The organism is Pseudomonas sp. Irchel 3E19, assembly GCF_900187585.1.
Lineage (GTDB): Bacteria > Pseudomonadota > Gammaproteobacteria > Pseudomonadales > Pseudomonadaceae > Aquipseudomonas > Aquipseudomonas baetica.
Window position 1 is genome coordinate 1 of sequence record NZ_FYDT01000062.1, and the last position, 23,052, is coordinate 23,052.

Annotated in this window: 21 protein-coding genes and 2 pseudogenes; 6 read left to right on the forward strand and 17 right to left on the reverse strand. The window is 54.9% G+C overall.

Going from position 1 to position 23,052, the window contains the following annotated elements:
* Positions 1-153: 153 nt before the first annotated feature.
* Positions 154-594, reverse strand: a complete 441-nt coding sequence (locus CKW18_RS26175) for a carboxymuconolactone decarboxylase family protein (RefSeq protein WP_095191429.1) — start codon at positions 592-594, stop codon at positions 154-156.
* A 177-nt stretch (positions 595-771) separates the two neighbouring features.
* On the opposite strand from CKW18_RS26175, the gene CKW18_RS26180 reads away from it, so the two are divergent.
* Positions 772-1,071, forward strand: a complete 300-nt coding sequence (locus tag CKW18_RS26180; protein WP_095191430.1) for a hypothetical protein — start codon at positions 772-774, stop codon at positions 1,069-1,071.
* 158 nt (positions 1,072-1,229) lie between these two features.
* Here the strand turns inward: CKW18_RS26180 and CKW18_RS26185 are convergent, their stop codons facing one another.
* From CKW18_RS26185 to CKW18_RS26205, 5 genes are all read right to left on the reverse strand, one after another.
* Positions 1,230-2,798, reverse strand: a complete 1,569-nt coding sequence (locus CKW18_RS26185; protein ID WP_095191431.1) for a sensor domain-containing diguanylate cyclase — start codon at positions 2,796-2,798, stop codon at positions 1,230-1,232.
* 271 nt (positions 2,799-3,069) lie between these two features.
* Positions 3,070-3,591 (reverse strand): hypothetical protein, encoded by a 522-nt coding sequence (locus CKW18_RS26190; RefSeq protein ID WP_095191432.1) that lies wholly within the window; start codon positions 3,589-3,591, stop codon positions 3,070-3,072.
* A complete protein-coding gene (locus tag CKW18_RS26195; protein ID WP_095191433.1) occupies positions 3,591-4,319 on the reverse strand; it encodes an alpha/beta hydrolase in 729 nt (242 codons plus the stop codon). Before CKW18_RS26195 ends, CKW18_RS26190 begins: the two co-directional genes overlap by 1 nt.
* A gap of 3 nt (positions 4,320-4,322) precedes the next feature.
* The gene (locus CKW18_RS26200) at positions 4,323-4,820 is read right to left on the reverse strand and encodes a PAAR domain-containing protein (protein ID WP_095191434.1); all 498 of its coding nucleotides are present in this window, start codon (positions 4,818-4,820) and stop codon (positions 4,323-4,325) included.
* Positions 4,821-4,953: 133 nt separating this feature from the next.
* A complete protein-coding gene (locus CKW18_RS26205) occupies positions 4,954-5,619 on the reverse strand; it encodes a ribonuclease T2 (protein WP_095191435.1) in 666 nt (221 codons plus the stop codon).
* A gap of 165 nt (positions 5,620-5,784) precedes the next feature.
* Between CKW18_RS26205 and CKW18_RS26210 the strand changes: the two genes are divergently transcribed.
* From CKW18_RS26210 to pseH, 3 genes are all read left to right on the forward strand, one after another.
* On the forward strand, positions 5,785-6,267 hold the full coding sequence (locus CKW18_RS26210; RefSeq protein WP_095191436.1) for a hypothetical protein: 483 nt from the start codon (positions 5,785-5,787) through the stop codon (positions 6,265-6,267).
* Between the two features lie 76 nt (positions 6,268-6,343).
* Positions 6,344-7,135 (forward strand): transporter substrate-binding domain-containing protein, encoded by a 792-nt coding sequence (locus tag CKW18_RS26215; protein ID WP_095191437.1) that lies wholly within the window; start codon positions 6,344-6,346, stop codon positions 7,133-7,135.
* A 79-nt stretch (positions 7,136-7,214) separates the two neighbouring features.
* The gene (gene pseH, locus CKW18_RS26220; RefSeq protein ID WP_095191438.1) at positions 7,215-7,766 is read left to right on the forward strand and encodes a UDP-4-amino-4,6-dideoxy-N-acetyl-beta-L-altrosamine N-acetyltransferase; all 552 of its coding nucleotides are present in this window, start codon (positions 7,215-7,217) and stop codon (positions 7,764-7,766) included.
* A 6-nt stretch (positions 7,767-7,772) separates the two neighbouring features.
* Here pseH and CKW18_RS26225 read toward each other — a convergent pair whose 3' ends face one another.
* From CKW18_RS26225 to CKW18_RS26240, 5 genes and pseudogenes are all read right to left on the reverse strand, one after another.
* Positions 7,773-8,552: an EAL domain-containing protein gene (locus CKW18_RS26225; RefSeq protein WP_095191439.1), complete on the reverse strand. Its 780-nt coding sequence runs from the start codon at positions 8,550-8,552 to the stop codon at positions 7,773-7,775.
* Positions 8,553-8,689: 137 nt separating this feature from the next.
* Entirely contained in the window at positions 8,690-9,562 is an 873-nt protein-coding gene (locus tag CKW18_RS31605) for a methyl-accepting chemotaxis protein (RefSeq protein WP_371857653.1), read from the reverse strand.
* Positions 9,548-10,717 (reverse strand): annotated as a pseudogene (locus CKW18_RS31610) (methyl-accepting chemotaxis protein); the annotation flags it as partial. The gene CKW18_RS31605 and the pseudogene CKW18_RS31610, both read right to left, overlap by 15 nt.
* A 361-nt stretch (positions 10,718-11,078) precedes the next feature.
* Complete coding sequence (locus CKW18_RS26235) at positions 11,079-11,441, reverse strand: DUF6124 family protein (RefSeq protein WP_095191441.1); 363 nt, start codon at positions 11,439-11,441, stop codon at positions 11,079-11,081.
* Positions 11,442-12,290: 849 nt separating this feature from the next.
* Complete coding sequence (locus CKW18_RS26240) at positions 12,291-13,340, reverse strand: 3-oxoacyl-[acyl-carrier-protein] synthase III C-terminal domain-containing protein (protein WP_095191442.1); 1,050 nt, start codon at positions 13,338-13,340, stop codon at positions 12,291-12,293.
* Between the two features lie 739 nt (positions 13,341-14,079).
* Between CKW18_RS26240 and CKW18_RS30705 the strand changes: the two genes are divergently transcribed.
* Both CKW18_RS30705 and CKW18_RS26250 read left to right on the forward strand, forming a co-directional pair.
* Positions 14,080-14,304, forward strand: a complete 225-nt coding sequence (locus CKW18_RS30705; protein ID WP_157815158.1) for a hypothetical protein — start codon at positions 14,080-14,082, stop codon at positions 14,302-14,304.
* Between the two features lie 595 nt (positions 14,305-14,899).
* Complete coding sequence (locus tag CKW18_RS26250) at positions 14,900-17,002, forward strand: hypothetical protein (protein WP_095191444.1); 2,103 nt, start codon at positions 14,900-14,902, stop codon at positions 17,000-17,002.
* Positions 17,003-17,572: 570 nt separating this feature from the next.
* Here the strand turns inward: CKW18_RS26250 and CKW18_RS26255 are convergent.
* From CKW18_RS26255 to CKW18_RS31215, 6 genes and pseudogenes are all read right to left on the reverse strand, one after another.
* On the reverse strand, positions 17,573-17,806 hold the full coding sequence (locus CKW18_RS26255) for a hypothetical protein (protein ID WP_095191445.1): 234 nt from the start codon (positions 17,804-17,806) through the stop codon (positions 17,573-17,575).
* A 13-nt stretch (positions 17,807-17,819) separates the two neighbouring features.
* Positions 17,820-18,044, reverse strand: coding sequence for a hypothetical protein (locus CKW18_RS26260; protein ID WP_095191446.1), 225 nt, complete (start codon positions 18,042-18,044; stop codon positions 17,820-17,822).
* Between the two features lie 252 nt (positions 18,045-18,296).
* Positions 18,297-19,538: an MAC/perforin domain-containing protein gene (locus CKW18_RS26265; protein WP_095191447.1), complete on the reverse strand. Its 1,242-nt coding sequence runs from the start codon at positions 19,536-19,538 to the stop codon at positions 18,297-18,299.
* A 124-nt stretch (positions 19,539-19,662) separates the two neighbouring features.
* Positions 19,663-20,742: a hypothetical protein gene (locus CKW18_RS26270; protein WP_095191448.1), complete on the reverse strand. Its 1,080-nt coding sequence runs from the start codon at positions 20,740-20,742 to the stop codon at positions 19,663-19,665.
* A gap of 775 nt (positions 20,743-21,517) precedes the next feature.
* Positions 21,518-22,315, reverse strand: coding sequence for a DNA adenine methylase (locus CKW18_RS26275; RefSeq protein ID WP_095191449.1), 798 nt, complete (start codon positions 22,313-22,315; stop codon positions 21,518-21,520).
* Between the two features lie 150 nt (positions 22,316-22,465).
* Positions 22,466-22,720: pseudogene (locus tag CKW18_RS31215) on the reverse strand (lysis protein); the annotation flags it as partial.
* Between the last annotated feature and the right edge of the window lie 332 nt (positions 22,721-23,052).

The following is a 23,052-nucleotide window of genomic DNA, read 5'->3' on the forward strand; positions in this document are numbered from 1 at the left end:
GGGCTGGAGCACGATCTACATCACAGGCAAAAAGCCTAAGGAGCTGCACGGCTTCCAAATCCCTCCCTCGATGATCAGTCGAGAACTATCGCTCCTGATGGAGCGATAGTCGAGATACAAGGAGCTGCCGAAGGCTGCTACAGGGGGTGGTGATCAGGCCTGCGGGATTTTACGGAAGCCCACCGCCAGACGGTTCCAGCTGTTGATGGTGCTGATCGCAACGCTCAGATCGACCATTTCCTTGGGCGAGAACTGCGCGGCGACGACTTCGTAATCTTCGTCTGGGGCATGAGTCAGGCTCAGTTGGGTCAGCGATTCGGTCCACAGCAGCGCCGCACGTTCGCGGTCGCTGAAGAATGGCGCTTCACGCCAAGCGGTCACTGCGAACAGGCGACGTGGAGTTTCGCCGCCCTTGATCGCATCAGCGGTGTGCATGTCGATGCAAAAGGCGCAGCCGTTGATCTGCGAGGCGCGCAGCTTGACCAACTCGATCAGGGTCTTTTCCAGCGGCAGTTTGGAGACGGCGGTTTCCAGGGCCATCATCGCTTTCAGGGCGTCTGGGGAAGCGGTGTAGAAATCGATACGTGGTTTCATGTTGGTTACCGGGGCGAGTGAATGTGTGACCACGTTAGTCCCGGCGCATGCTTCGGCAAATAGCCAATATTGCCGAAGAACAGGAGGCCACTCACCTGACCGCTCGTCACCCTGCCGGCACCAAGCGAGAACGGCGTCAGACCAATATCAGGTAAATCCCCTTTTTGGAGACGTACCATGATGACGCGCAAACTCACCTCGTTATTCCTCGCCGGCCTGCTCGCTACCGCATCGGCTTCCAGCTTCGCGGCCAACGACGGCGCGGACGCCACCGGCACCAAATCCGGTGCCACCAGCGGTTCGACCATGCCACCGGACAACACGCCGGGCGCGCCTTCTGGGGGTAACAGCTCCGACGGCGCAGGTTCGGGCACCGGCACCAATGGCGGCGCCAGCGGTTCGGGCTCGGGCGCGGGTGGTGGCACCGGGTCAGCCGGCGGCGGTACTGGCGGTGCCGGCGGTGGCACGGGCGGCTGAACGAACAAGAGCCATCCCGGATAAACGCATTGCCCTCCCCGGCATTAATGCGAAATCCTGTGGGAGGGGGCTTGCTCCCGAATGCGGTGGGTCAGGCAACGATGATTTGACTGATCTACCGCATTCGGGAGCAAGCCCCCTCCCACAAGGATGGGTGGTTATCGGTCGGAACGCATGAGCTCCGCTACAGCGTCCTCCAGCGACAACACCGCTGCCCGATTGCGCCCGGCATTTTTCGCCTGATACAACGCCGCGTCGGCGCGCTGGATAAACACTTCCGGATCATCATTGCCTGTGGGAATAAATGAGTAGCAACCCAGGCTGACGGTGAGGTAACCGGTAGGTGAACCACTGTGGGTAATGTGTTTGTCGATCACACTGCGGCGGATCTGCCCGGCAATCGCCAGCGCGCCGTTGATATCAGTATCGGGTAACAGCACCGCGAACTCTTCACCGCCGTATCGCACGGCCAGATCCGACTTGCGCTGGCAGCAGCTCCTCAGCACCTGGGCAACCTGGGTCAGGCAATGATCGCCGGCGACATGTCCATAGGCATCGTTGTAACGCTTGAAGAAATCGATATCGAGCATGATCAGGCTGACCGGGCTGACCTGGCGCGCCCCCCGGGAAAACTCGATCTCCAGCGAGCGCTCGAACAAGCGCCGGTTGGCCAGTCCGGTGAGGCTGTCGTGGGTGGCGATCTGCTCCAGCGCCCGTTGTGCCTTGCGCAGATTCTTTTCGATGCGCTCGCCGCCACGCACCTGATGAATGAACACCCAGCCGAACAATCCGACGCCCAGAATCACCAGCGCCACAATCACGCTGGACTGAAATGCCCGCTCGTACCACCCCTTGAGAATCGTGTCCCGCGAGGTCCCGGCAGACACCACCAGCGGATATGACACCAACTGCCGGTAACCGTACAAACGGGTGACGCCGTCGACCACCGAATTGATCATCGCCGTGCCAGCCGCCGCACTCGGCAGCAATTTCCGATAGATCTCGCCTTGGGCCAGTGACGTACCAATCAGCGATTGATCGAAAGGTCGGTGGGCAAGCAAAGTGCCGTCGGTCAGCCCGAGAAACATGATCCCATTGTCGTCGAGGCTGAAGCTTTCGAAGAACTGGTCGAAGTACGCCATCTTGATCCCGGCCAGCAAGACACCCTGAAAATTGCCGGCGCGGTCATTGACGCGCTTGGAGATCGGGATGATCCATTCACCGTCCTCGCGATTGCGAATCGCCGGGCCGATGTGCGCCACGCTCGAGACGTTCTGCTGATGGAACTTGAAGTACTCGCGATCAGCCACGCTGATGCCAAGGGGCTGATCCGGGAATGAGGTAATCACCCACTGCCCCTGCTTATCGAACAGGAACATGCCGTGCAACTGGCCAAGTTGCTGCACCCGGCGGGCAAAGGTTCTTTGCAGACGCGGCCTCTGCGCCGCCCCGTAACCGTCGTCCTGAATCCAGTCGACCAGGCTGGTCATCACCAGATCCGCCGCGAGAAATGTGTCCTCTGCCTGTTGCGCCATCGCCCGGGTCAGGTTGCTCGACGCCATCTGCGCCACCGCCAGATCCTGACGCCGCGACTGTTCCAGTTGCAGGTACAGCAAACCGAACAGACACAGGCTCACCGCAACGATAAACAATGCCGCTGCTTTACGCAGAGGCAGGCGTTTAAGCGTGCCGGGAGCCTGTTGCGGATCGTGAATTGGGATAGGCAAAAGCGTGTCCTGGGCAGGTACGACAAGGGCCCGATGCCCGAAACCCTTATATTTTGTGAGCGTAGCCCACCGGGATGCCGGGGGCAAACGCCCCGCTCCCGCCTCGTTGTATCGGCGCGCGGCGGATTTGGATGATCGCCGTTCGAAGATTTATTTTCGCTGTCTGGTTTCGGCGTGTTGCCAGAGCATGAGGTGTATACGGATTTGCCGGCATTGGCACCGACGGAGTCGGGGTGGATGCGAGGGATTTACTTGAAATCCCCCTTTTGTACTACCGGAGTTTGTTGATTTCTCGAAGCAAATCAGCGACGGGGATATTCATGGTGTTTGAGTAGTAGGGTTTGTAGCCGTAAGCAGTGATGACGACTTTGCAGGGGATATGTTTTTTGTTGGAAAGGAGCTGGTTCATTTCTGCGACCGACAAATCTCTTTCCGAACTACGGTTATCAGAGGTTTCAACGACAAACGCATGGGTAAGGTACGAAAATTTCGTATTGTTACCTTGATCTTTTTCAGACCTGATCAAGCCGACTGCAGAAAACCGTATAGCTTTGCCGACCGAGAAGTCCTGGTCATCTGCCAAGGCACACTTGAGCATGCCTGAAGCCATGCCTTCTCTTTCCCCGCGATCAAAAAGATTGAGTACATCGACATCCGATTGATATCGGATTACATATAAAAGAGACTTTTCTCTTTCAACAGACACGAAGTTCAAGTTTGCTGCCGGCTTTACATGGTCTTTTGCACACCCTGAACAAAAGACGAAAAGAAGACAAAGAAGGAACTTATACATTACGAAAATTCCTTCATGATCGCGTCAAGCAGCAGGTCGCTTGCTGACTTGCTTCCTGCGATACGAGCAGTGAAAAGCCCTAATGCGTTGGCATGATTGGTGTCTACATTCGCGTTTACGGAAGGCCCGCAAGGGATCAGCCACTTTTCTCCAAAATCAGCGACCCCGTCTGATGGATCCCTTTTGGAGGGCATCGCCTTGATATTGATCCAGTCGGCAGCGACCGGCTCAGGGCGGTCGAAATAAATATCCGAGCCAAGCCAGACAAAAGCTCCCTCACCGACGGGGTCAAGTGTAATCAGCATTTGAACCCGATAACCCCATGCCGACATGATCTTTGTCAGATGCGCCCCGTTCCATCCGCCGAGGCTATGTCCAACGATATAAACAGGGCAACTCTTGTACGGAATCAGACTGAGAACATGCCTCTGAATATCCTGTTTCCCTCTAACTTCGTTATAGCCTAACCACTCCGATTTATATTTACCCTCATTTTTTAATGTTCGTGTGCGCTCATCGAAGTCCTTTCGTGCCTCCAGAATATTTTCATAAGGACCTGAAAAATAATACCGCTCCTTATCTCCAGCGCCCCCAATGAAGACAACTATTGCCTTCGTACTCTCCACCGGCACAGCCTTCACACTGACATCTTTCTTATCCGTCAGCGCATGCTCCTTGTGCAGTTTATAGTTATTGCCCTTCTCGCACGTCACCGTTTCACCAGCCACACCTCACTCCTCCAGAAACAGCTTGATGGTTTCAGGAAGGTGCGAGCTGACGGTGTGAGTGAACCCGCTGGCGTCAGACACACCATGCTCCATACGGCCGTCCGCGCGCTGTATAGCATAAGGATGATTTGACATCGGCTCACCGGTCACGTCGTTGACCAGTTGCAGCTTGTCAGTGAAATGCACCGGCATCGGCAGCAAGCCACTAAAAGGAGCAACGACCACGGTGTCTCCAATGATGACCGTGCCGGAACCACCGATAACCACATTACCGTGGCCACCGGTGCTGTCGAGGGTCGCGGCGTTCAAGCCGTTGATCAACACGGTCGAGGCAACACCGCCGGTAATCGGGCTGCCGCACGCTGATTTATCAGTCATTCGCGCAGCCGCCAGACCGTCGAAATTCACATTCGGCGAGCCATTGGCGATCGGATTGGTGCCATGTCCCGGAAGTGGGCAGGCGGTGGGATCGGTGACGCGGGCGGCGGGTTTTCCGCTCATGATCAGCTCCTTGCAGTGTTGCGTGGTCATCCTTTTGGGGGAGCTAGCATGCGTGAATTTGTCAGGTGCTTCAAATCTTCAAGAAAAAAAGGCGCCCATTCAGGCGCCTCTCTTTGAACAATTGCCGAACACATCACCGCGACGGTGGCACCCGGATATCGCCCGCCCGGCACTGAGTTTTCACACCCTTGCCACATGCGCCAGGCTGCAAGTCTTTCCCCATGCACACTCGCACCTCCGACAGCTCAGGGCCGCTGCAAATCACCGCGATGCCATCCGCCGGAATGCCCGGATTGGCCTTACGGAACAGATCGGAAATTTCCTGCGCCTCGAAGTAATACGACGTACTGAACGGTTGCAGCTCCTGCGGAATTTTCACCGCGCCAACGGCTTTATCCGCTGCATCCAGATACCCCATCGCACCGAGGCCGCTGCACGTACCGTGCTTGGACCATTCGTGGTCGAGCAGTTTTTTCGTCGGAAACAGGGTCATGCCCTTGCTGCTTTCTGCTGCCGACAGCGTGGTCAGTGGCGGGCAGGATGCCGGCCAGCCACCCTTGGCGTATTGCGGCCACAAACCGTGCAGGACAAAGCCGTATCCCTTGCCGGAACACTGCACGTCGTCCTTGTGCGTCAGGCAAAACGTCGGCGACCAGGACAACGACAGCAGGTAGTAATCGAACACCCCCGCCACCGATTCCGCCTGCACTTTGCCGGACTGGGACTGGCGCGCCGAACTCAGGCCGATGCTACCGGCCGTCAGCGCAATCACCGCCAAAATTGTAAACAGCTTTTTCATGTACCCGCTCCTTGGGACGCCTGCGTCCGTGGTTTTCGTTCCTGACCAGACTTGGTCAGGGCTGATTTGGACACGCCAGTGTTGCAAGCACATGACGCAAGGCAAGGCCGTACCCCGTTGAAAGGTCTACGATTAATAAGCAGACATCAAACACAGGGATCCGAAATGAGTAAAGCAGACGAATTCGCCGCGAAGCTCAAGCAAACCCGGCACAACCACGCGGCCGACATCACCTGCGCGGAACTGGAGATCGATTGCTGGCCGGCGCAGGTCTACGACCTGTACCACCGCATCGAGGCGTGGCTGCAACCGGTGACCGAAGTCGGCCTGAAGATTCGGCGCAATCCTACGCATATTTGCGAAACGTCACCGGATGGCGAATCCCACGATTACGCCATCGACCAACTGGTGATCGAGGCGAATGACCAAAGCCTGACATTTGATCCCATTGCACGCTTTACCGAAGACGGTGCGGGGCGCGTGCAAATCACCCTGCCGGACAGAAACACTTATCTGTTGCGCACCGTCGATGAACACCACGAAAGCCACTGGTGGCTGCAAACCGTGGAAACCGGGCAGGAGCTGGATGCGATTGCGTTGACGGAGAACAATCTTTTGCAGGTGGTGCAGGAAGGATTGGGCCTATAAGTGCACTTCGACGATAGGGATCAGCGCCGAGAACGTGGTTAACTTCTCGCTCCGATCTCTTTGAAGCCCGACAGACATGAAAAAAATCAGAATCTTGCTCGGTACCTTTCTGGCCCTGCCCCTGACCTTGAGCGCGCAGGCAGCGGAACAACCGTCACACCTGGACACCATCCAGCAACAAGGCCAACTGCGCGTCTGCACCACTGGCGACTACAAGCCCTACACCTTCAAACGCGACGACGGCGACTTCGAAGGCATCGACATCAGCATGGCCCGCTCGCTGGCCGACAGCCTCGGGGTCAAGGTCGAGTGGGTGCCAACCACCTGGAAAACCCTGATGCCGGACATGCAGGCCGGCAAGTGTGACATCGGCATGGGCGGCATTTCGGTGACGCTGGAGCGGCAGAAAAAGGCTTACTTCAGCAACACCCTCGACGTCGATGGCAAGATCCCGCTGGTGCGTTGCGCCGATCAATCCAAGTATCAAACTATCGAACAGATCAACCAGCCCAACGTGCGTCTGGTGGAACCCGCCGGCGGCACCAACGAAGCCTTCGTCCACGCCTTCCTGCCAAAGGCACAACTGGCCCTGCACGATAACGTGACGATCTTCCAGCAACTGCTCGACAACAAGGCCGACGTGATGATCACCGACACCTCGGAAGCGCTGTATCAGCAAAAATTGAAACCGGGGTTATGCGCGGTCAATCCGCAACAGTTCATGCAGTACGGGGAAAAGGCCTACCTGCTGCCGCGTGATGACATCAGCTGGAAACTGTACGTTGATCAATGGCTGCATTTGAATAAGGTCACCGGCAGATATCAGAAAGTGCTTGGCGAATGGATTGCCGTGCCACCTGCGCAGTAATCATTCATGCGCTAACTTGAGCCTTTTTTATCGACAGCGTCGGTTCACAATCACCTCCCCGCCAGACAAGGACATCACCATGCAATTGCTCCCCCTGACCGACGCCAGCCCCGCTCTCCAGGCCCATGTCCGCTCCCTTCGTAATCAGGAGGAGGTGCGCAAATTCATGTACACCTCCCATGAAATCAGCGAACAGGAACATGCGAACTGGCTGGCTTCTTTGCAGGGCAATCCACGCCAGCAAGTGTTTGTGGTGGTGAAGGATGAGCAGGCAGTTGGGGTTGTGTCGTTGAATGCGATTAACGATCTGCACAAAACGGCTGATTGGGCGTTTTATCTGGACGTTGGCTTGCAGGGCAAAGGCTTGGGCAGCGTAGTCGAGTTCTGGATGCTCGATTACGCATTTGATGTGGCGGGGTTGGAAAAGTTGAACTGCGAAGTGCTGGCGATGAACTCGGCGGTGGTGAAGATGCACCAGAAGTTCGGGTTTGAGATTGAAGGGGTGAGGCGGCAGAACGTAGTAAAGGATGGCATTCGGATTGACGTCGTTCTGTTGGGCATCACCAAAGCTGAATGGCAGAACAAACGCCAGGCGCTGGCCCCCGTAATCGAGCGGCTCAGTGCGAGCTGAGAGAAATCATCTCTTCAGCCACGCACCCGCGGGAATCTGCGCCAGTGATTTGAAAGCAGGCTTGGCGAACCAGTAACCCTGCATCAGATAAATGCCGCAATCGGCGAGAAAGTCTCTTTCCTGGGCATCCTCTATGCCCTCGGCGATCACCTCCACACCCAACTCTCTACACATATTCACGACGTTACGCACGATGGTCTGGCGTACACGGTCAAGGTGAACATCCCGGACCAACGCCATATCCAGCTTGATCAGATCCGGCTGAAAATCCGCCAACAGATTAAGACCGGAATAGCCTGCGCCAAAGTCATCGATCGCCGTCTTGAAACCAAACTCGCGGTACTCACGCAAGATGTTCGTCAGATGGCTGTTCTTCTCAACGTGCTCGCCCTCAACAGCCTCGAAGATCAAGCGATCCAGCGGGAACCCATGAGCGCGCGCCGCTTCAAGCGTGCTGCGAATGCACAATTCCGGGCGGTAAACGGCATTCGGCAAAAAGTTGATAGACAGGTACTCGGTCATACCCAACTGAGCAGCGGTGGAAATCGCCCGCACACGACACAGTTGATCGAATCGATAACGGTTTTGATCGTCCACCTGCTCCAGGACTGACAGGGCGGTCTCACCATTCGCGCCGCGAACCAAGGCTTCATGGGCAAAAGTCGTCTGATCGCGCAGATCCACAATGGGCTGGAACGCGAAGGCGAAATCCAGATCCGGCGCGCCTTTGTTTTTACAACCCTGGCAGCCTCCGGGCGAGGCGGATGATTTTGGAACGTCGGTCATTAGACCCCCTGATAACGGGTAGTAACCGTCCATGGTGATAGATAAACAGCGGTTCGGCTTATTTGCTGACCCGCCATAACTCTAGCCCAATGGCGCCTGAGTATTTTGAAGGCGCCGTGGGCTCATGGTTCACAAAATCAGGTGCGGAAATGCGCGGTCATTCGCTGCAAGTCCTGCCCCAGTGACGCCAACTCAATCGTCGCGGCTGCACTCTCTTCGCTGGCAACCGCCGACTGATCGGCCACATCACGCACGCTGACGATGCTGCGATTGATTTCGTCAGCCACGGCACTTTGCTGTTCGGCAGCGGCCGAGATCTGCAAGCTCATTTCCTGGATCGTGCCGATGGACTGATTGATCTCGGTAATCGCCAGCTCGGCCTTCTGCGCCAACACCACCGTATCGAGGGTGCGCTCGCGGCTGGAAGCCATCAGCGTCGAGGCCGCTTGCGTGCCCTGTTGCAGGGTGACGATCAGCGCTTCGATTTCCTTGGTCGAGTCCTGCGTGCGCTGGGCCAACGAACGCACTTCATCTGCCACCACGGCAAAACCACGGCCCTGCTCCCCCGCCCGCGCCGCTTCGATAGCAGCGTTCAACGCGAGCAAATTGGTCTGCTCCGCGACGGCTTTGATCACATCGATCACTTTGCCGATCTGCTCACTGTCCTGCGACAGCACGTTCATCGCACCGCCCAACGCTTCAATGGCCACAGCGAGCTCGCTGATCTGCACCGTTGCCTGTTTCACCACCGTACTGCCATGGCGCGCCTGCTGATCGGCCAAGGTCGCGGCAGCAGAGGCATCGGTGGTGTTACGCGCAACTTCCTGCACGGTCGAGGCCATTTCATGCATCGCCGTGGCGACTTGATCCACTTCACTTTTCTGCTGACGCACACCCGCGCTGGTCTGCTCGCTCATGGCCGAGAGTTTTTCCGCAGAAGTGGAAATATGCGTGACGCCATTGCCGATACCTTGAACCAGCGTGTTCAGGTTCTGCGCCATGTCCTGCATCGCATTTTGCAGATCGCCCAACTCATCTTTACGGTTTGATTTGGCTTGTACCGTCAGATCGCCTTTGGCAATACGCCGAGCCAGATCAACCGTCAGCGCCAGCGGCGAAGTGATCTGCCGCGAGATGACCACCGATGCAAACAGCCCGATCACCAGCGCCAGCACGGTCAACACCGCGATCTGGATAAAGGCTGAATGCTGATCTTCACGCGCCAGGCGCTGCTGGGTGTCCATCAGGCCGTTCATGATGCTGTCCATCGCCTTGCTTTGCTGATCGACCTGCTCGCGCATGTTCTGCTTCTGCTCGAACAGCCCGGCCACTTCCACCAAGACTTCGCGATAACGACGCATCCCGGCGTGCGCTTCTTCCAGTTGACTCGACAGGGCCGTCGGCAGGCTGGTACGCGCCTTGGTGATATCACTCAGAAACGTGTCGATGGTCTCCATCAACACGCTTTTGTTCGCGTCGTTGGGCACCGCAATATAACGACGCAACATCAGGCGAAACAGGGTCATGCCATTGCGCAAATCGGCCACCGTGCGCAGCTCCCGAACACGCTCGCCATCGGCGGACGCCAGAGCACTGGTCGTGGTGCCTTCAAGCATGCCGGCAAAGGTCTGCGCGTACTTGTCCGACAGCGCACCCAACGGTTTCAGGGCATCGGTGGTCGACTGATCGGCAGCGATCAGCCGCTTTACCTTCTGATCATAGGCAACAATCGTGGCTTGCAACGCCTTCAAGGCTTGCTGGTTTTCAGCGCGGGTCAACGTTTCCAGCGCCTTGCTCACCAGACCCTGCAGCACATTCAGTTGAGCGTTATAGGAATCAGCGAACGCAGCGTCAGCGGCGGCTTCGTACTGTTTCTCGGACAGACGCATATCCTGCGTAGCGTCATTCAGCGTGCCGATCAGACGCGTTGTACTCAAGCGATCAACAAGCACGCGGTTGCTGCTATAGCCAATGAAAGCAACCGCCAAAACCGCCAGCAGAAGAATGCCGAAACCGGTGCCCAGCTTGCGGGAAACCTTGATGTCACCCAGAAAATTCGATGCAACTGCCATATTCAGCCTCAAACGCCCTGACGCGAAACGCCAGGCACAAAAAATAGATCTTCGGCAACCGCAGTCACCGTCCAGACATTCGGGGGTCGTCATCCAAGGCGTGTTACGGGACGCTCTAGCTGTCCCGGAAATGCAAAATGCGATGCTGCTGATGCGTCGAAGAAAAACCCGACGCGAGCATCGGCAGACAAACCATCACGTCGCAAACAGAGCATCTGCACGCACGATTTATCGATTCAGCAAAGGTGTCTGGAGGGATGCTATAAATTTTGCGAAAACTTGTACAACTTTTTATTTTTGTACAATCGTTGAACTTTTAGAGCGGCGTGATGACGCATTGCCATCACCACCTGCGGCACATCGCTACTGGCGCAAAACGCAGCTGAAAATGCTGATCCAAACGCCTGGCCCTCTGCGGCAACGGCGTGCCGCACGCCACAGAGGGACGCGGGTTTTACGGCGTGATTTCGACCTTATCCAACGCCTGGTTCACCGCCAACTCGCCCAACATCACCACCTGCGCAATGCCTAGCGCGGTCTTGCGGTGCGAAGGATCGAGCATCGCGGCGAAGTTGTTGAGCATCTCGGAAGCAGAACTCAGGGTTTCGCTGGCATTGGCCAGCAGGGATTCGGAGTCGTACTTCGGGTTGGCGAGGTACATACGCTCGGGCTCATTGGTGCTGGCCATGATCTGGCTGGCGGGAAGGAGATAGTGATCGAGCGCGCGTTCGGCGGCTTCGTGGAGTTTTTTGGGGTTGAGGGAATCGTAGGGGGATGCGGGATCGGTTTCTGGTGGGTTGGGTGTTGGTTTGAACATAGATGGAACCTCTAGCGCGATTACTAAAAGAAGCCATCACCCACGCTACCAAACGATGGGTGGCGGCCATACGCGGGTTGGTAGACCGGTCGCACTAGAACCCGGCGCCCACGAATGGGCCCCACGCATGACCACCATGAAATCCGAGTCCTGAAAAAGCGACTGAACAAGGTGACGCATGCATCTAGACACGAAGCGGGCTACCAAACCCGATCACTGGGTTTCAGTGACCAGAGGACGATAGAACCTGCGGTCTAGACGCACAAGCCGGGGGATTCTGTCTTAGGTGTAGGGGGAGGCGCAAGGTGGTGTAGGTCAGCGACTACACCTATATGACCAATCTAAACATGCGAGTTTTTCTATGTTTAAAAAGGTCAGTATGCGCAGTGATCGAACCCAAAACTGGCGCATCGCATCAATGATGGATTGGAACTGCTAATCCTGTAGGCCGCGTATTCATTACCCTACAGAGCCGATCTGAAGCTGTGTGCCACTTTTGTAACAACAGTACTTCCACGCAGTAACGCCCGCCCCTCACGGACAGGCGGCAATCGGCCGATTCTGTTGAAAAAGTCGACCTCGGTTTCCACGGAAGAAAAGTACGCGTCTGAGATTGAAATCCTTACTTTTGGCTGAGGCTTCCGGGATCAGATTTTACGTAGCAACGTGCAAAAGTTGCATTTTCCCCGGTCAATGTCCCGGCAGTTTGAGCGGAGCGACTTTTTCAACACAATCGGCCAATAGCAGCTGCTCAAAATGTCTTCTAAACCAGGAGCGAGAACGGCAGCCATACGATTGCGCAAATGGTCGAGCAACGTGCCACATCACTGCGGCAAGTTGCGTCAGATGCTACAAAGTAAATGACAACGCAGAGAAAACCATCCCACCGCTACCCGCCCAGCCCATGCAAAACTGCCCTTTCTCAGCTTCGCCCCGACTCATAGCGTCAAAGATCCCGAAGGGTATGGACGCTGTAATAATATTACCTGTCTTATGCCCAACGTGATGTAGCTTGTCATCAACACCGATCTGCTGGCCAATATGCTCCCACATCTTTGGTGAACCCGTATGGATAAATACTTTATGAATATCCGCCGCAGAGATGTTCTGTAGATTGAATACTTTTATCGCTTCATTCCGACCATCTTCATGCAAAGCGGCAGCGTAGGAATTAAACTGATACTGCCCGCCGGTGGGTGAAATGCGAGCAATATCTTCCTCATTGCAAAACAGTTTCCAATCCGGCAAGGAGATCGTCGACAAATCACTCAAGTCCGGCCTATTGATGTACGAAAAATTAAAGTTCCCTGGTGCATCATTACTGAGGATGGTGACGGTGGCCGCTTCGCCGATGGTAAAACTTGGAAACTTATAAGCCAGCTCTGCCGGCGACCGCAATGAGAAGTTCTTGGGCATTACTGGCCCGCCAACAGACATGCCAAATTCCATATTGACAATAGCTGCGTAGCGAATCTCGCCTGCTTGCATTTTACTATTGATTACATCGATGGCCGTCACCCATCCATTGCACGCGTCTACTACATCAAAATTTCTGCAGTTCAGGCCCAACGCCTTTGCGATGAAGGTGCTGTTGGCGGGTTCGATAAAACCTCGTGTGACGTTCGGATAGATCAACAGATCCAAATCCGCCTTATTAATATTGGCCTGCGCGAGCGCCGCATTAAATGCTGACTCCATTAATTCCATCGGCTTTTCGTTGGCATCTAACCAGTGGCGCGTGCCGCTACCGCTTTTTTCAAGCAGCTTTTTTATTGTCTTCAATGTTTTTGGCAAGTCATCCTCAAATGTGTCTTTAGAGTGCTCCTCGACCAAGTTTACTACATCCTGATTGCTGACGATTCGTGACGGAAGAATCCCAGACAGTCCAATTATCTTCATATTACGTCCTTGTTAAAAGTATACATTCAGCCGTAATGGCTGCGCATGAGCAAAGCTTTACTCATTTTTTTGGCAGTCACTGGCGCCAATACTTTTAGCACAAAAAAACAGCAGATCAAGTTCGTTGTTAAGCGCTTTTTTTCTTTCGGATTTAATCATGATCTGGATCAATGTTCAGGCAAATTAAGTGGTTTCCGGGATCTAATTGCCGACGACTGCTGGAATGAAGGGTAGCTTTTGGCCAATTCCTGCCCTCCGTGAGGGGCAGCTTTGGGTCGATTGTGTTGAAAAAGTCGCTCAGCTCAAACTGCCCGGATATTAACCGGGGAAAATGCAACTTTTGCACGTTGCTACGTGAAACCTGAGCCCGGAAGCCTCAGCCAAAAACAAGGATTTCAATCTCAGACGCGTACTTTTCTGCCGTGGAAACCAAGGTCGACTTTTTCACCAGAATCGGTCGATATCTGCCAGCCGGGCGCAAAATCCACAGCTTTATCAGTGATGGATTGGACCATCTAATTCTGAAGGCCTTACAAATAAAGGCCATCAGAGAATCTGTTTTTTCCGCGTACCTCTTTCGTACCACCGCGCGCCCACTTCCAGCCTACCCAAGCACATCTTGTCGTCAGTAACTGTCGCTCCAATCCAGATTGCACCGAAACGACTCGCTCGCCGCCCAAACTGGGTATCTTACCTCCATCAGATACAGTCGTAGCTTCATGCCATCAGGAAGCTAGACATGGAAATTGTGACCATCGCGTACGTCGTTCTTCATCGCCTAGCTTCCGCCCAGGGCAGAGGGTTTGGCCGCCATAAATCGATAGAGATCACGAAAGAAGTGGTAGACGATTCCCCCGAAACCTTACGGAAGCTTGCCGTTTCTATTGCCGAGAAAAACGGACCCCGCTGGATTGCCCCCGCCCGCTACCCCCTTATTCCCGAACTCTGTTCCAGCGATTGTTGACTGTCGAGCTTATGGGCGAGTAGTTCAGTACCCAGTTCAATAGCACGCTCCAAGAGCAGCAACAAACTGTCGACCGTCAAATGATCTAGCCACTCCCGGCTCCAAAGCAGAGTCTCACCCTGAGGTGTCCGATCCAACAGAAACACAGTGTCGCTGCAGAACTTTGTCAGCAAGGGGACATTAGGCATCACATGGCCCGGTAGCAGCAGATAGATGGCCAAATGATCGTCGTCTTCCGCCAACGTCAATACCAGCTCATCGTTGACAGCAAACGTTGTTATGGTTTGCCCGGCATCCGGAGTGGGTAGTCCAAGGTGAGTAAAGAGTGCGGTGACGAGCGAGTGATACATAGCCAAGCCTTGTTCAAAGGAGAACGACACTCTATTTGGCCGCCAGGCTGTTGCTTACTAGCTGTCGTCGTATTTTTTTAGCACATGGGCGCTAATGCATGGCCTACCGCTGAACAAGAGGGACCCGCTCTCCTCTCATTCGGGTTGGTCTGAATCCTAAAAAAGAGAGGCTATCTCTGACAAATTGCTTCTGGGTAAAGGCGTAAGTTAAAGGTCTTTCTCCCCATTGGCAACTGGGTAATTACATGAAGGCAGCCCCCCATAATCCCAACATCAGCCAGCTCCCCCCGTCTCAATCCAGGCCGCAACAGCCGACGGTCATCACTCTGGGTAACAACAGACTGCGCCTTCTTGATACCGGAAACCGTGAGTTTGAACGAGGGATCCGCCGCGGCATAACTCACCGCCAGAGTAAAGAACTAAAGGCTGTCATTCAGGCAGTACGTAATTATCAGGCCCAGAAAACACCTTCGCTGCCCGCATTGGCGAAAATCGATAACGCGTTGCAGTTTTGGCTCAAGTCAGGAAGGAACCGATCCCGTCAGCAGGATCCGGTACTTCAACGACTGGTGAATGACATCGCCTCTCGACGTCAAGCGTTCAGCCAAGGAGGGCAGGCCCCATCCTTTCAACGGGCATGGGTCTGTAATGAGCAGGGGCGAATTAATCAACCCATTGAGAGTAATCATCATATTCGTCAATGGATAGGGGAACTCACTCACTTACGGCAACAGGGGGCTCATGATCTGTTCAAACGAGAACTGCAGAGTGGACTCGACCTGATGTTCGGCGTAAGTGAAACGATGACAGCCTGCCGTCTAGAGCGTGCTCCCACCCAAGAGGAAGTCGCCGGTAGTCATGAGTGGAAGGCATTCTGTGGCGCACTGCGCCTGCAATTACCAACTCTTGGGGCGCTGCAGCCACAAGCCACAGCCGAAGAGAACGGTCGTGACATTCTGATAGCCCACAGCCACCTCCTGGAGATGGGCCACCTCAAGGAAGTGCTAGCTCTGAGTCTGGCCCAGAAGGTGAAGCAGCAGGGTGAGATTGGGCTACTAAGGACCGAATTACTGACAGCGCTGGTGGATGGACTGGACGCCCCCTATCAGGCCTTGGCTGAAGAGAAAAAATTACTCTGGCAAGGAGAAAGCAAGCAAAAGATGAGCTATGAGCTCGGTGTACGAGCTGAGCTCAAGCGTCCTCTTGATGTTGCCAGTCACGAGATCAAGCCCGGACAGCCTGTCAGTCAGAAGGAGTTCATCGATATAGGGCTAATCAACGCCAGCGTGTTGGTTGAAGCATTTGCCAAAATCGAGATCGGTAAATGGGAAGCTCGCAGCCAGAGCCCTATTGGCGAGTTTTCCACAAAAGCGACCCTGGTCCAGGAGAACATGGCCGGAGCCAAGGCCGAAGCGATGATCGGTAAAGTCGAAGGGTCACTAGCGTTCAACTCCGCCCCCCGGATCCTCAACGAAACTGAGGGTGAGCGCTATAAGCCTGGCCCTCACGATGTGAGCCTGCTGCGCATCGGTGCCAGCGCCGAGCTGGTCAGCAAGCTTGGGCTGTCAGTCGAGGGCAGTTGGACTGTCGGCAACCTGCTTAATGCCAAACTCGAAGGCGCTGCCGAGGTTGGCGTCAACGCCAAACTGGGGGCAGAAGCCGCACTGATGATGACCCCAGCGGGACCGATGGCCCGCGTGACAGCTAATGCCTCGGCTTTCGCCGGCCTGAAAGCAGAAGGGAGCGCTCAGCTCAACTTGTTCAAGAGCCAATACGCCAATGCATACAGCCTATCGGCCAAGGTTCGCGCTGCCGCTAATCTGGGCGTTGGTGCCACAGCAGGTGCAACAGCAGCTATAGGCTCGGCAGGCGTCAAACTACACACGACCCTCGGTGTGACCCTGGGTGTTGGCACCGAGGTGGGCTGGGAGGGCAGCGTCAATGCGATGGCCACCAAGGCCTATGCATTGGAATTAGCTGCACGTGCCATGAGCAGATTTGACCAAAGCAAGGGGCAATATCTTGACAACCGAGCGATGGCGATCGGCATAGAGAGCCGCCTCTATGAACTGGCCCAACGGATGGATAGCAGGATTGCGACCCTTGCCAGCGAGCTGGATGAGCTGCAGTTGGCTGTCAGTGACAACCGGCTTCGCCTCCAGGAGAGTCCAATCGATCCGCATACGACGGCTGGTCGTAGTGCCATGGCTCAAGCTATTGATGATGCTTTCGGCCAGGAGCGGGTCGATGAGAATGGGCTCATTACTTTTCCTGAGCGAGCAAGCGAGCGTAATGACAAACTCGAACTCACTGCCCGCCTGCTACAAAATCACGCCATAAAAGTCTGACTGTTGACACTGACAGCAACATGACTGACGTGATGTTCTATGGAATACCCAGGCGATCACGCCAGATTCATTGCGAACGGGAATACGTATTCACGATGCAAGCTTTCCGTTCTTTCTCAAGCCCTTTGATCACACCATTTGGGCCTAGCGCTGACAATTGCTGATTGCCACCACCGACCGAAACTGGCTTTACTACGAGGTGCTTTGAAGCATTAGCGATATCGGCACACTCGCCAAACAGGCCATCAGCCTTTGCCCTCCAAGCACTATGAAAAGCCGCATCAGCCTTTTCATTCTTTGATTGCAGGATCTAGTCCCGTAACGAGGAATTGGTTACACAGAAATTGAAAAGGTGATCTCCCATCTCTTCTAGGGTGCGTGCATTCCAGGTTCGGCCGGCCTCTCGAAATAGCTTCAAGGCGATATCACGCGGGCACTGAAACACGGGGATCACAGGACTGATTGTCACTTTCTTACCTTGACGGTCGGGAAGGTGAAATAGGCGCTCCTCTACGTCCTCGGCCCCGGAATTTTGACGGCCAGGGCTTGAGGGTGCATCTGAGCGTTTTACTACTTCTCGTCGACGATCAGATCAACGTGCTTTCCCTGTGCCCTGTGAGCGTGGTAACCCGTGATAGCCGTGCTGATAGCGAAGGCAATCACAGCGCCAATCAGCACGTCACCCACGGGTTGAACCTTCGCGAATATCGCCCAAAATACCAGCGCGCTCATTGTCGCAATCCCCTGGTTGATGGTCAGCTTAATCACCACAGCTACTCTGGTTGCTTCGTGTTCGTATTTCACGAGTTATGGGTCCTCAATAATCAGCCCAGGGATAAACATCACCCTGGGCGTCGCGAAGTAGCTCATATACACGTTTGTAATCCACTTCCTCATCAGCCCCGACGAAGTAGAAGCCGTTTTCGCACTTGACCCAGGTGTCGCCCACGACCCACAACACGGATTCAGGTATGGCAAGCACCATCTGCATCACAGGGACAAGCATCAAAGGGTGATTGCCATACGGCGCAGGGATAGCCATTCTCGCTTTCCCCTGAAGTGCGTGACCGCGCGGTTCGGCTGGTGTTTGATACCGGGAGTCAGCACGGCTCCCGATGGCAGGCGATCGTATCGATTGCGGCGAAGATCGGCTGACCGGCGAGATGAGGTGCTTCGGCCCATCGGAAGCTTCCCGCCTGCGGAGGCCGAAGCAAACCACTGCACCGCTCTGGAAACTCCAGCCATAACCCCCGTCACGAAGAGCAATCAGCCCCCGGCAAAACCGGCGCGTTCATCACCCGTTGGTGAACAGAATCTGCTGCACGAGGGTCGTATACTTGCCAATATCGATCACCGTCTGCCGGTTTCTGACCGTATCATAGGTATGATATTCATCCATCAAGGACAGGCAACGTCGGGCCACGCGCATATCCCTGAGAAGCGCCAGGGTCGGGTAGAGTTCCATGTGATCGATCACGTCCCAATTGATGGCGGGTTTCAATGATTCCGTCCAAGCATCATAGGTGTTCGCGGTGACGGATCCGCCAATCTTGGTCAGGGACGTATTCTTGTACTTGCTGGTATTCGATTCCGATTCCTCATGGCCTTCGCTATGGGTGTAGTCCGAGCCACCACCAAAGCCCTTGATGGCCAACTTGAAGCCGACCGAGAAGTCCTTTTCCTCCGACCGGGATTCCGTGTATTCCGATACCTCGGCGGTTTCCTCGCTGACCAGCATGCCGCCCAGGGTGAAGGCCCGAGCCACATAGTAGCCGCGGCTGTTCAAGGTTTCGATCAAGTTGACATAGGCGTCGATTTCGTAGCTTGGCGAGATGGCCGTGGCGATGGCGCTTTCGAAATCGGAAACCAGGACGAGGTTCGCGCGCTCTTGGGAGAGGGCGACCTTATTCACCATGTACTTGCCAAGCAGGTACTGTTTTACTTTTTTCGATGTCGTCGTATGGGATTGGGCATAGGAGAAGTCGGTCTGGCCTCCGCCGATGGGGGTCGTCACCGATACCGAGCTTTTGTCGGAAGTGGTCTGGGCCAAGGTGTTCCCCACCTCGGAAAAGGTGGAGATGACGCGGTTCTCGCTCATGTAGGTGGGCTTGGCCGACGCGGGGAGCTGGTTGGCGTTCCATGAGGCGATACAGGGCTTGAAGGTCCGATAAAACCCCTTGTCTTCCGCCGCCGTGATGCCCCGATAGATTTCAATCTCGTTGAAGAGGGCCAGCTTTTGGCTGGTGGTGAGATGATTGTAACGGTCCACCGTGTTGTCCGGATCCTCCAGGCCCGTCGACACCACGCCAATCATGAGCGTGCCGGAGCCATCGGCGCCGACCAAGGCCGACAAGCGCACGTCGTCTTCGTCGTCCCGATCGACCGGGGCGCCGCGGAGAAGAAAATCATCGGCGGAGGTCATAAGCCCTTTGCCGGTCAGAACCTCGCGGGTTGCCGTTAATGAGGCGTCCAGATCCAGGGCCACGTTGCGACGTTGACCATCGGTGCGTTCGACTAAAACAAGTGTAGTTGCCATATGTCTTATTCCTTTTTTATGTGTATCTTTAAAGTGGATAATCCAATTACCCTAGAGGTGGTGAGTATCGTGGTGGGCGGTGGGGCGCGTTCATCTCATTTGACATGAGGTGAGGTGATCGCTTTCAATCCACGGCCCAAGGACCGGGCGCGTTCAGGACATTAATGACCTTGTCAGCGGATTCCTTGTCCTTGAAGACGAAGAAGTAAAAGACAACCGCGCCAATGACTTTCTGGTTGGGGTCATCTTGTTGGAGAAGCTCCATCAAGCCGAAAGTTTGGTCTGATTGGGGGCCGCGCGAGGGGGCGCCCGTCTCGATGGTATCGCCCGGTACGTAGATATTCCCGGTCGGGTCTCCTGGAGTGAATCGCTCGTTCGCCGCCACGCTCTTGAGATTTAGGCTCGCGCCCTGAAGAGCCATCGATCGGGGAGCGGTGGGCGCGGGCGCTTCCATGTTACTGGTATAGGTTTTGCCATTTTCTTTATAACTGGTAAGACGCCATGTTTTCACCGTAATTTTTTGGTAATATACAACTTCCTGCGTTGGTATGTTTAGTGATGCCGTACTTTCAATTTGGATAGAATTCTTAGAGTCTTGATAGCGTCTCAGGGTACTGAAGGATTTTTGATTGGGGTTGTCCCCATATGTAACGTAGAGGGAACTGCAGATAGTGTCCTTTTCGCTGCTCACCGAATAACCAAAGCCAGCCGCGCCCCAGGAACTGATTTCGAAGTTCACCACGGAGCCTTTCTCGCAGATGACAACCCGATCGTAGAAGGCGTTGCTCTGCTCGTTGGTCGGTTGAACATCCCTCAGCATGATGGGATCGAATTTTCCCTGGTTGGCGGTTATGGCCTTGCTGTCACTCTTATTCAGAGTGATCCGAACCCCGGCGTTCCGGTTGTAGAGCCAATCCGTCTGGGTGCCAAAAAGGTCGGTCTTGCCTCCGGCCACCAAGCCCATTTGCACGATGGTGTTGGTGTTTGTCGTGGGATCGGGAAAGGCAATGCTTGAAATGGGCTTGCGGGCCTCCACGGAGCGATCGTTCAGGATGGTTTTTTGTTCAGTGAACTCATTGTAATATATGAAGTTGTAATCATCCGCCGCCGCCCCGATCTTGTTTCGAAGCACGGAAAGGGAGTCTGCGGGGAGGGCATCAACAATACGTTTGTGACCGCTCAAATAGACGGAGTACTGTGACATGGGATATTGCTTCCTGGTTTCATGATTGTACCGCCGCAAATCATGCGGCGGCATTTTTGTTTACGGCAGTGCGGGGAGCGTCAATTTACAACCTTGCAAGGGGGGGTTGCCGTAATGTACTTCGCGCAAGCCTGAGGCACCTTGCCACGAAGGTTAGCCTTCGCAACGTTCTTTGCTTGTGTACACGCGTTGTGATCTGTACCGGGAGCCTGTCCAGTATCAGTGACTCCTCGGTAACTGGAGGGACAATCGCCTGTAGCTTGCGACGACACGATAGCCGTCCCAATACTATAGCCACGTGCTCTGCTTACATCGGCCTCTTCCGCGTGACTGGTAGCGATTGATCCGAACATAACTATTGCTGCGACCAGTACTTTAGTGTTCAACATATACGTTCCCTCGTATTTTAATTAATCTATAGGTATTGCTTTTCTATATCAGCAATATTTATTTCTTCGCTCTTGTTGCCCTCCTTATAAAATTTACCAATTTTTGTTTTCCAAACATTTTTATCATCACATCCATACCAACGGCACAAATCTCAACTTCAACCCCATTGAGCGCAGGCCATAAACCACTCTTTTTTTTCACAAAAACTCAAGTTAAACAGCACCTTTTAAATACTATTTAGCAGCACTGTTGGAAACAGAATACTCTTGTTTCACGAGACATTTATTGATCTAGCTCATGCAATGATAAGCGGCTCCTTTCAAGTTAAATTAGGCGCGCCTACGTCATTATCTTGCTGAAACATCAAGTAACAATACAACATTGTTTAGAACAACAATCCGCCCAACGCTGCTGGCTCCCAATTCATGATTACCAGCTCGCCACTGACTTCAGCCTTCCCCTGCCGCTGGTTAGTGGTGGTGTAACGGATGTCTAAGGTTTCGAAGTGGGAGCCTTCAAACACGCGCCGGATGTCCGGGTGATCGTTGATGCTGACCATCACCCTGCCTTTACAGCGGCGCATGAAGTCGGCCATTCGTTCGTAGTTCTCGAATGGAAAGTCCACGCCGTACCCGGCGGTCTGCCAGTAAGGCGGATCCATGTAGTGGAAGGTATGGGCGCGGTCGTAACGTTCAGCGCATTGAAGCCAGGGGAGATTTTCGACGTAGGTGCCGGACAGGCGTTGCCACGCGGCTGAGAGGTTTTCTTCGATCCGTAGCAGATTGATGGCCGGTGCGGTGGTCGCCGTGCCGAACGTCTGCCCAGTGACCTTGCCGGCGAAGGCGTGGTGCTGCAGGTAGAAGAATCGGGCGGCGCGCTGGATGTCGGTGAGGGTGTCGGGGCGGGTCATTTTCTGCCATTCGAACACCTGCCGCGAACTGAGCGCCCATTTGAACTGGCGCACGAACTCTTCGAGATGGTTCTGCACGACGCGGTAAAGCGTGCCCAGGTCGCCGTTGATGTCGTTGAGGACTTCGACCGGCGATGGCTGGGGCTTCATGAAGTAGAGCGCGGCACCGCCGGCAAAGACTTCAACGTAGCATTCGTGTGGCGGAAAAAGCGGAATGAGGCGGTCGGCCAGGCAGCGTTTGCCGCCCATCCAAGGGATGATGGGTGTAGACATTGATAGCAAGACCTTTACTGTATGGATAAACAGGTGCCAGGCTCGCCGCGCTTTGTGCACGGAGCAAGAGCCTTGGCTGGACTTGCAGGGACCATCTGCAGGGACGGCGGTCGATCCGGATGTTGACGCATCCGGACCGGCCGCTCTTTTTCACTTCGGTGATGAGACTTCTTTGGCGTATGCCTGACAGGCCGCAAGAGCAATCAGCCCCCGGTCGCCGTCATCGGTGACGCCGATAATTCGTTGAGCATGCGCTGGGTCAAGTTCGGCTCTTGTGGGGCCATGAACCACGCCGCCGGTGGCGGTGGTGGCTGACATCGATCCGTTGCCGGCGCCGGTGGCGGCGTCGAGTAGGACTGACAGGCGCAGATCAGCAGTGGCAAGGCGGTCGCGCAGGCGAAATTGGGGACAGACCACGATACTCAGCCGACCAGCGTCGGCGCGTTATCACTAAGCATGGCCACATCGATCAAAGTGCGTGAGGCTCTGCCCACCCCATTCCTGATAAACTCCCCCACCTTCGCCCCTCTGATCCAGATTCCCCCAATGCCTCTACAACCCGCCCCACTCTCCCGCCGCTTCTCCGTCGCCCCGATGATGGATTGGCACGGCTAATTCTACAGGCCTATAAAGTCGCGGCCTCCAGCATCATCAAGAAGCGCACGTACCATTTTCGTACCACCCCATTTCTTTTCTCCCCCTGGCGGGACAAGCGACACTCATCTCGCATCGTCGAC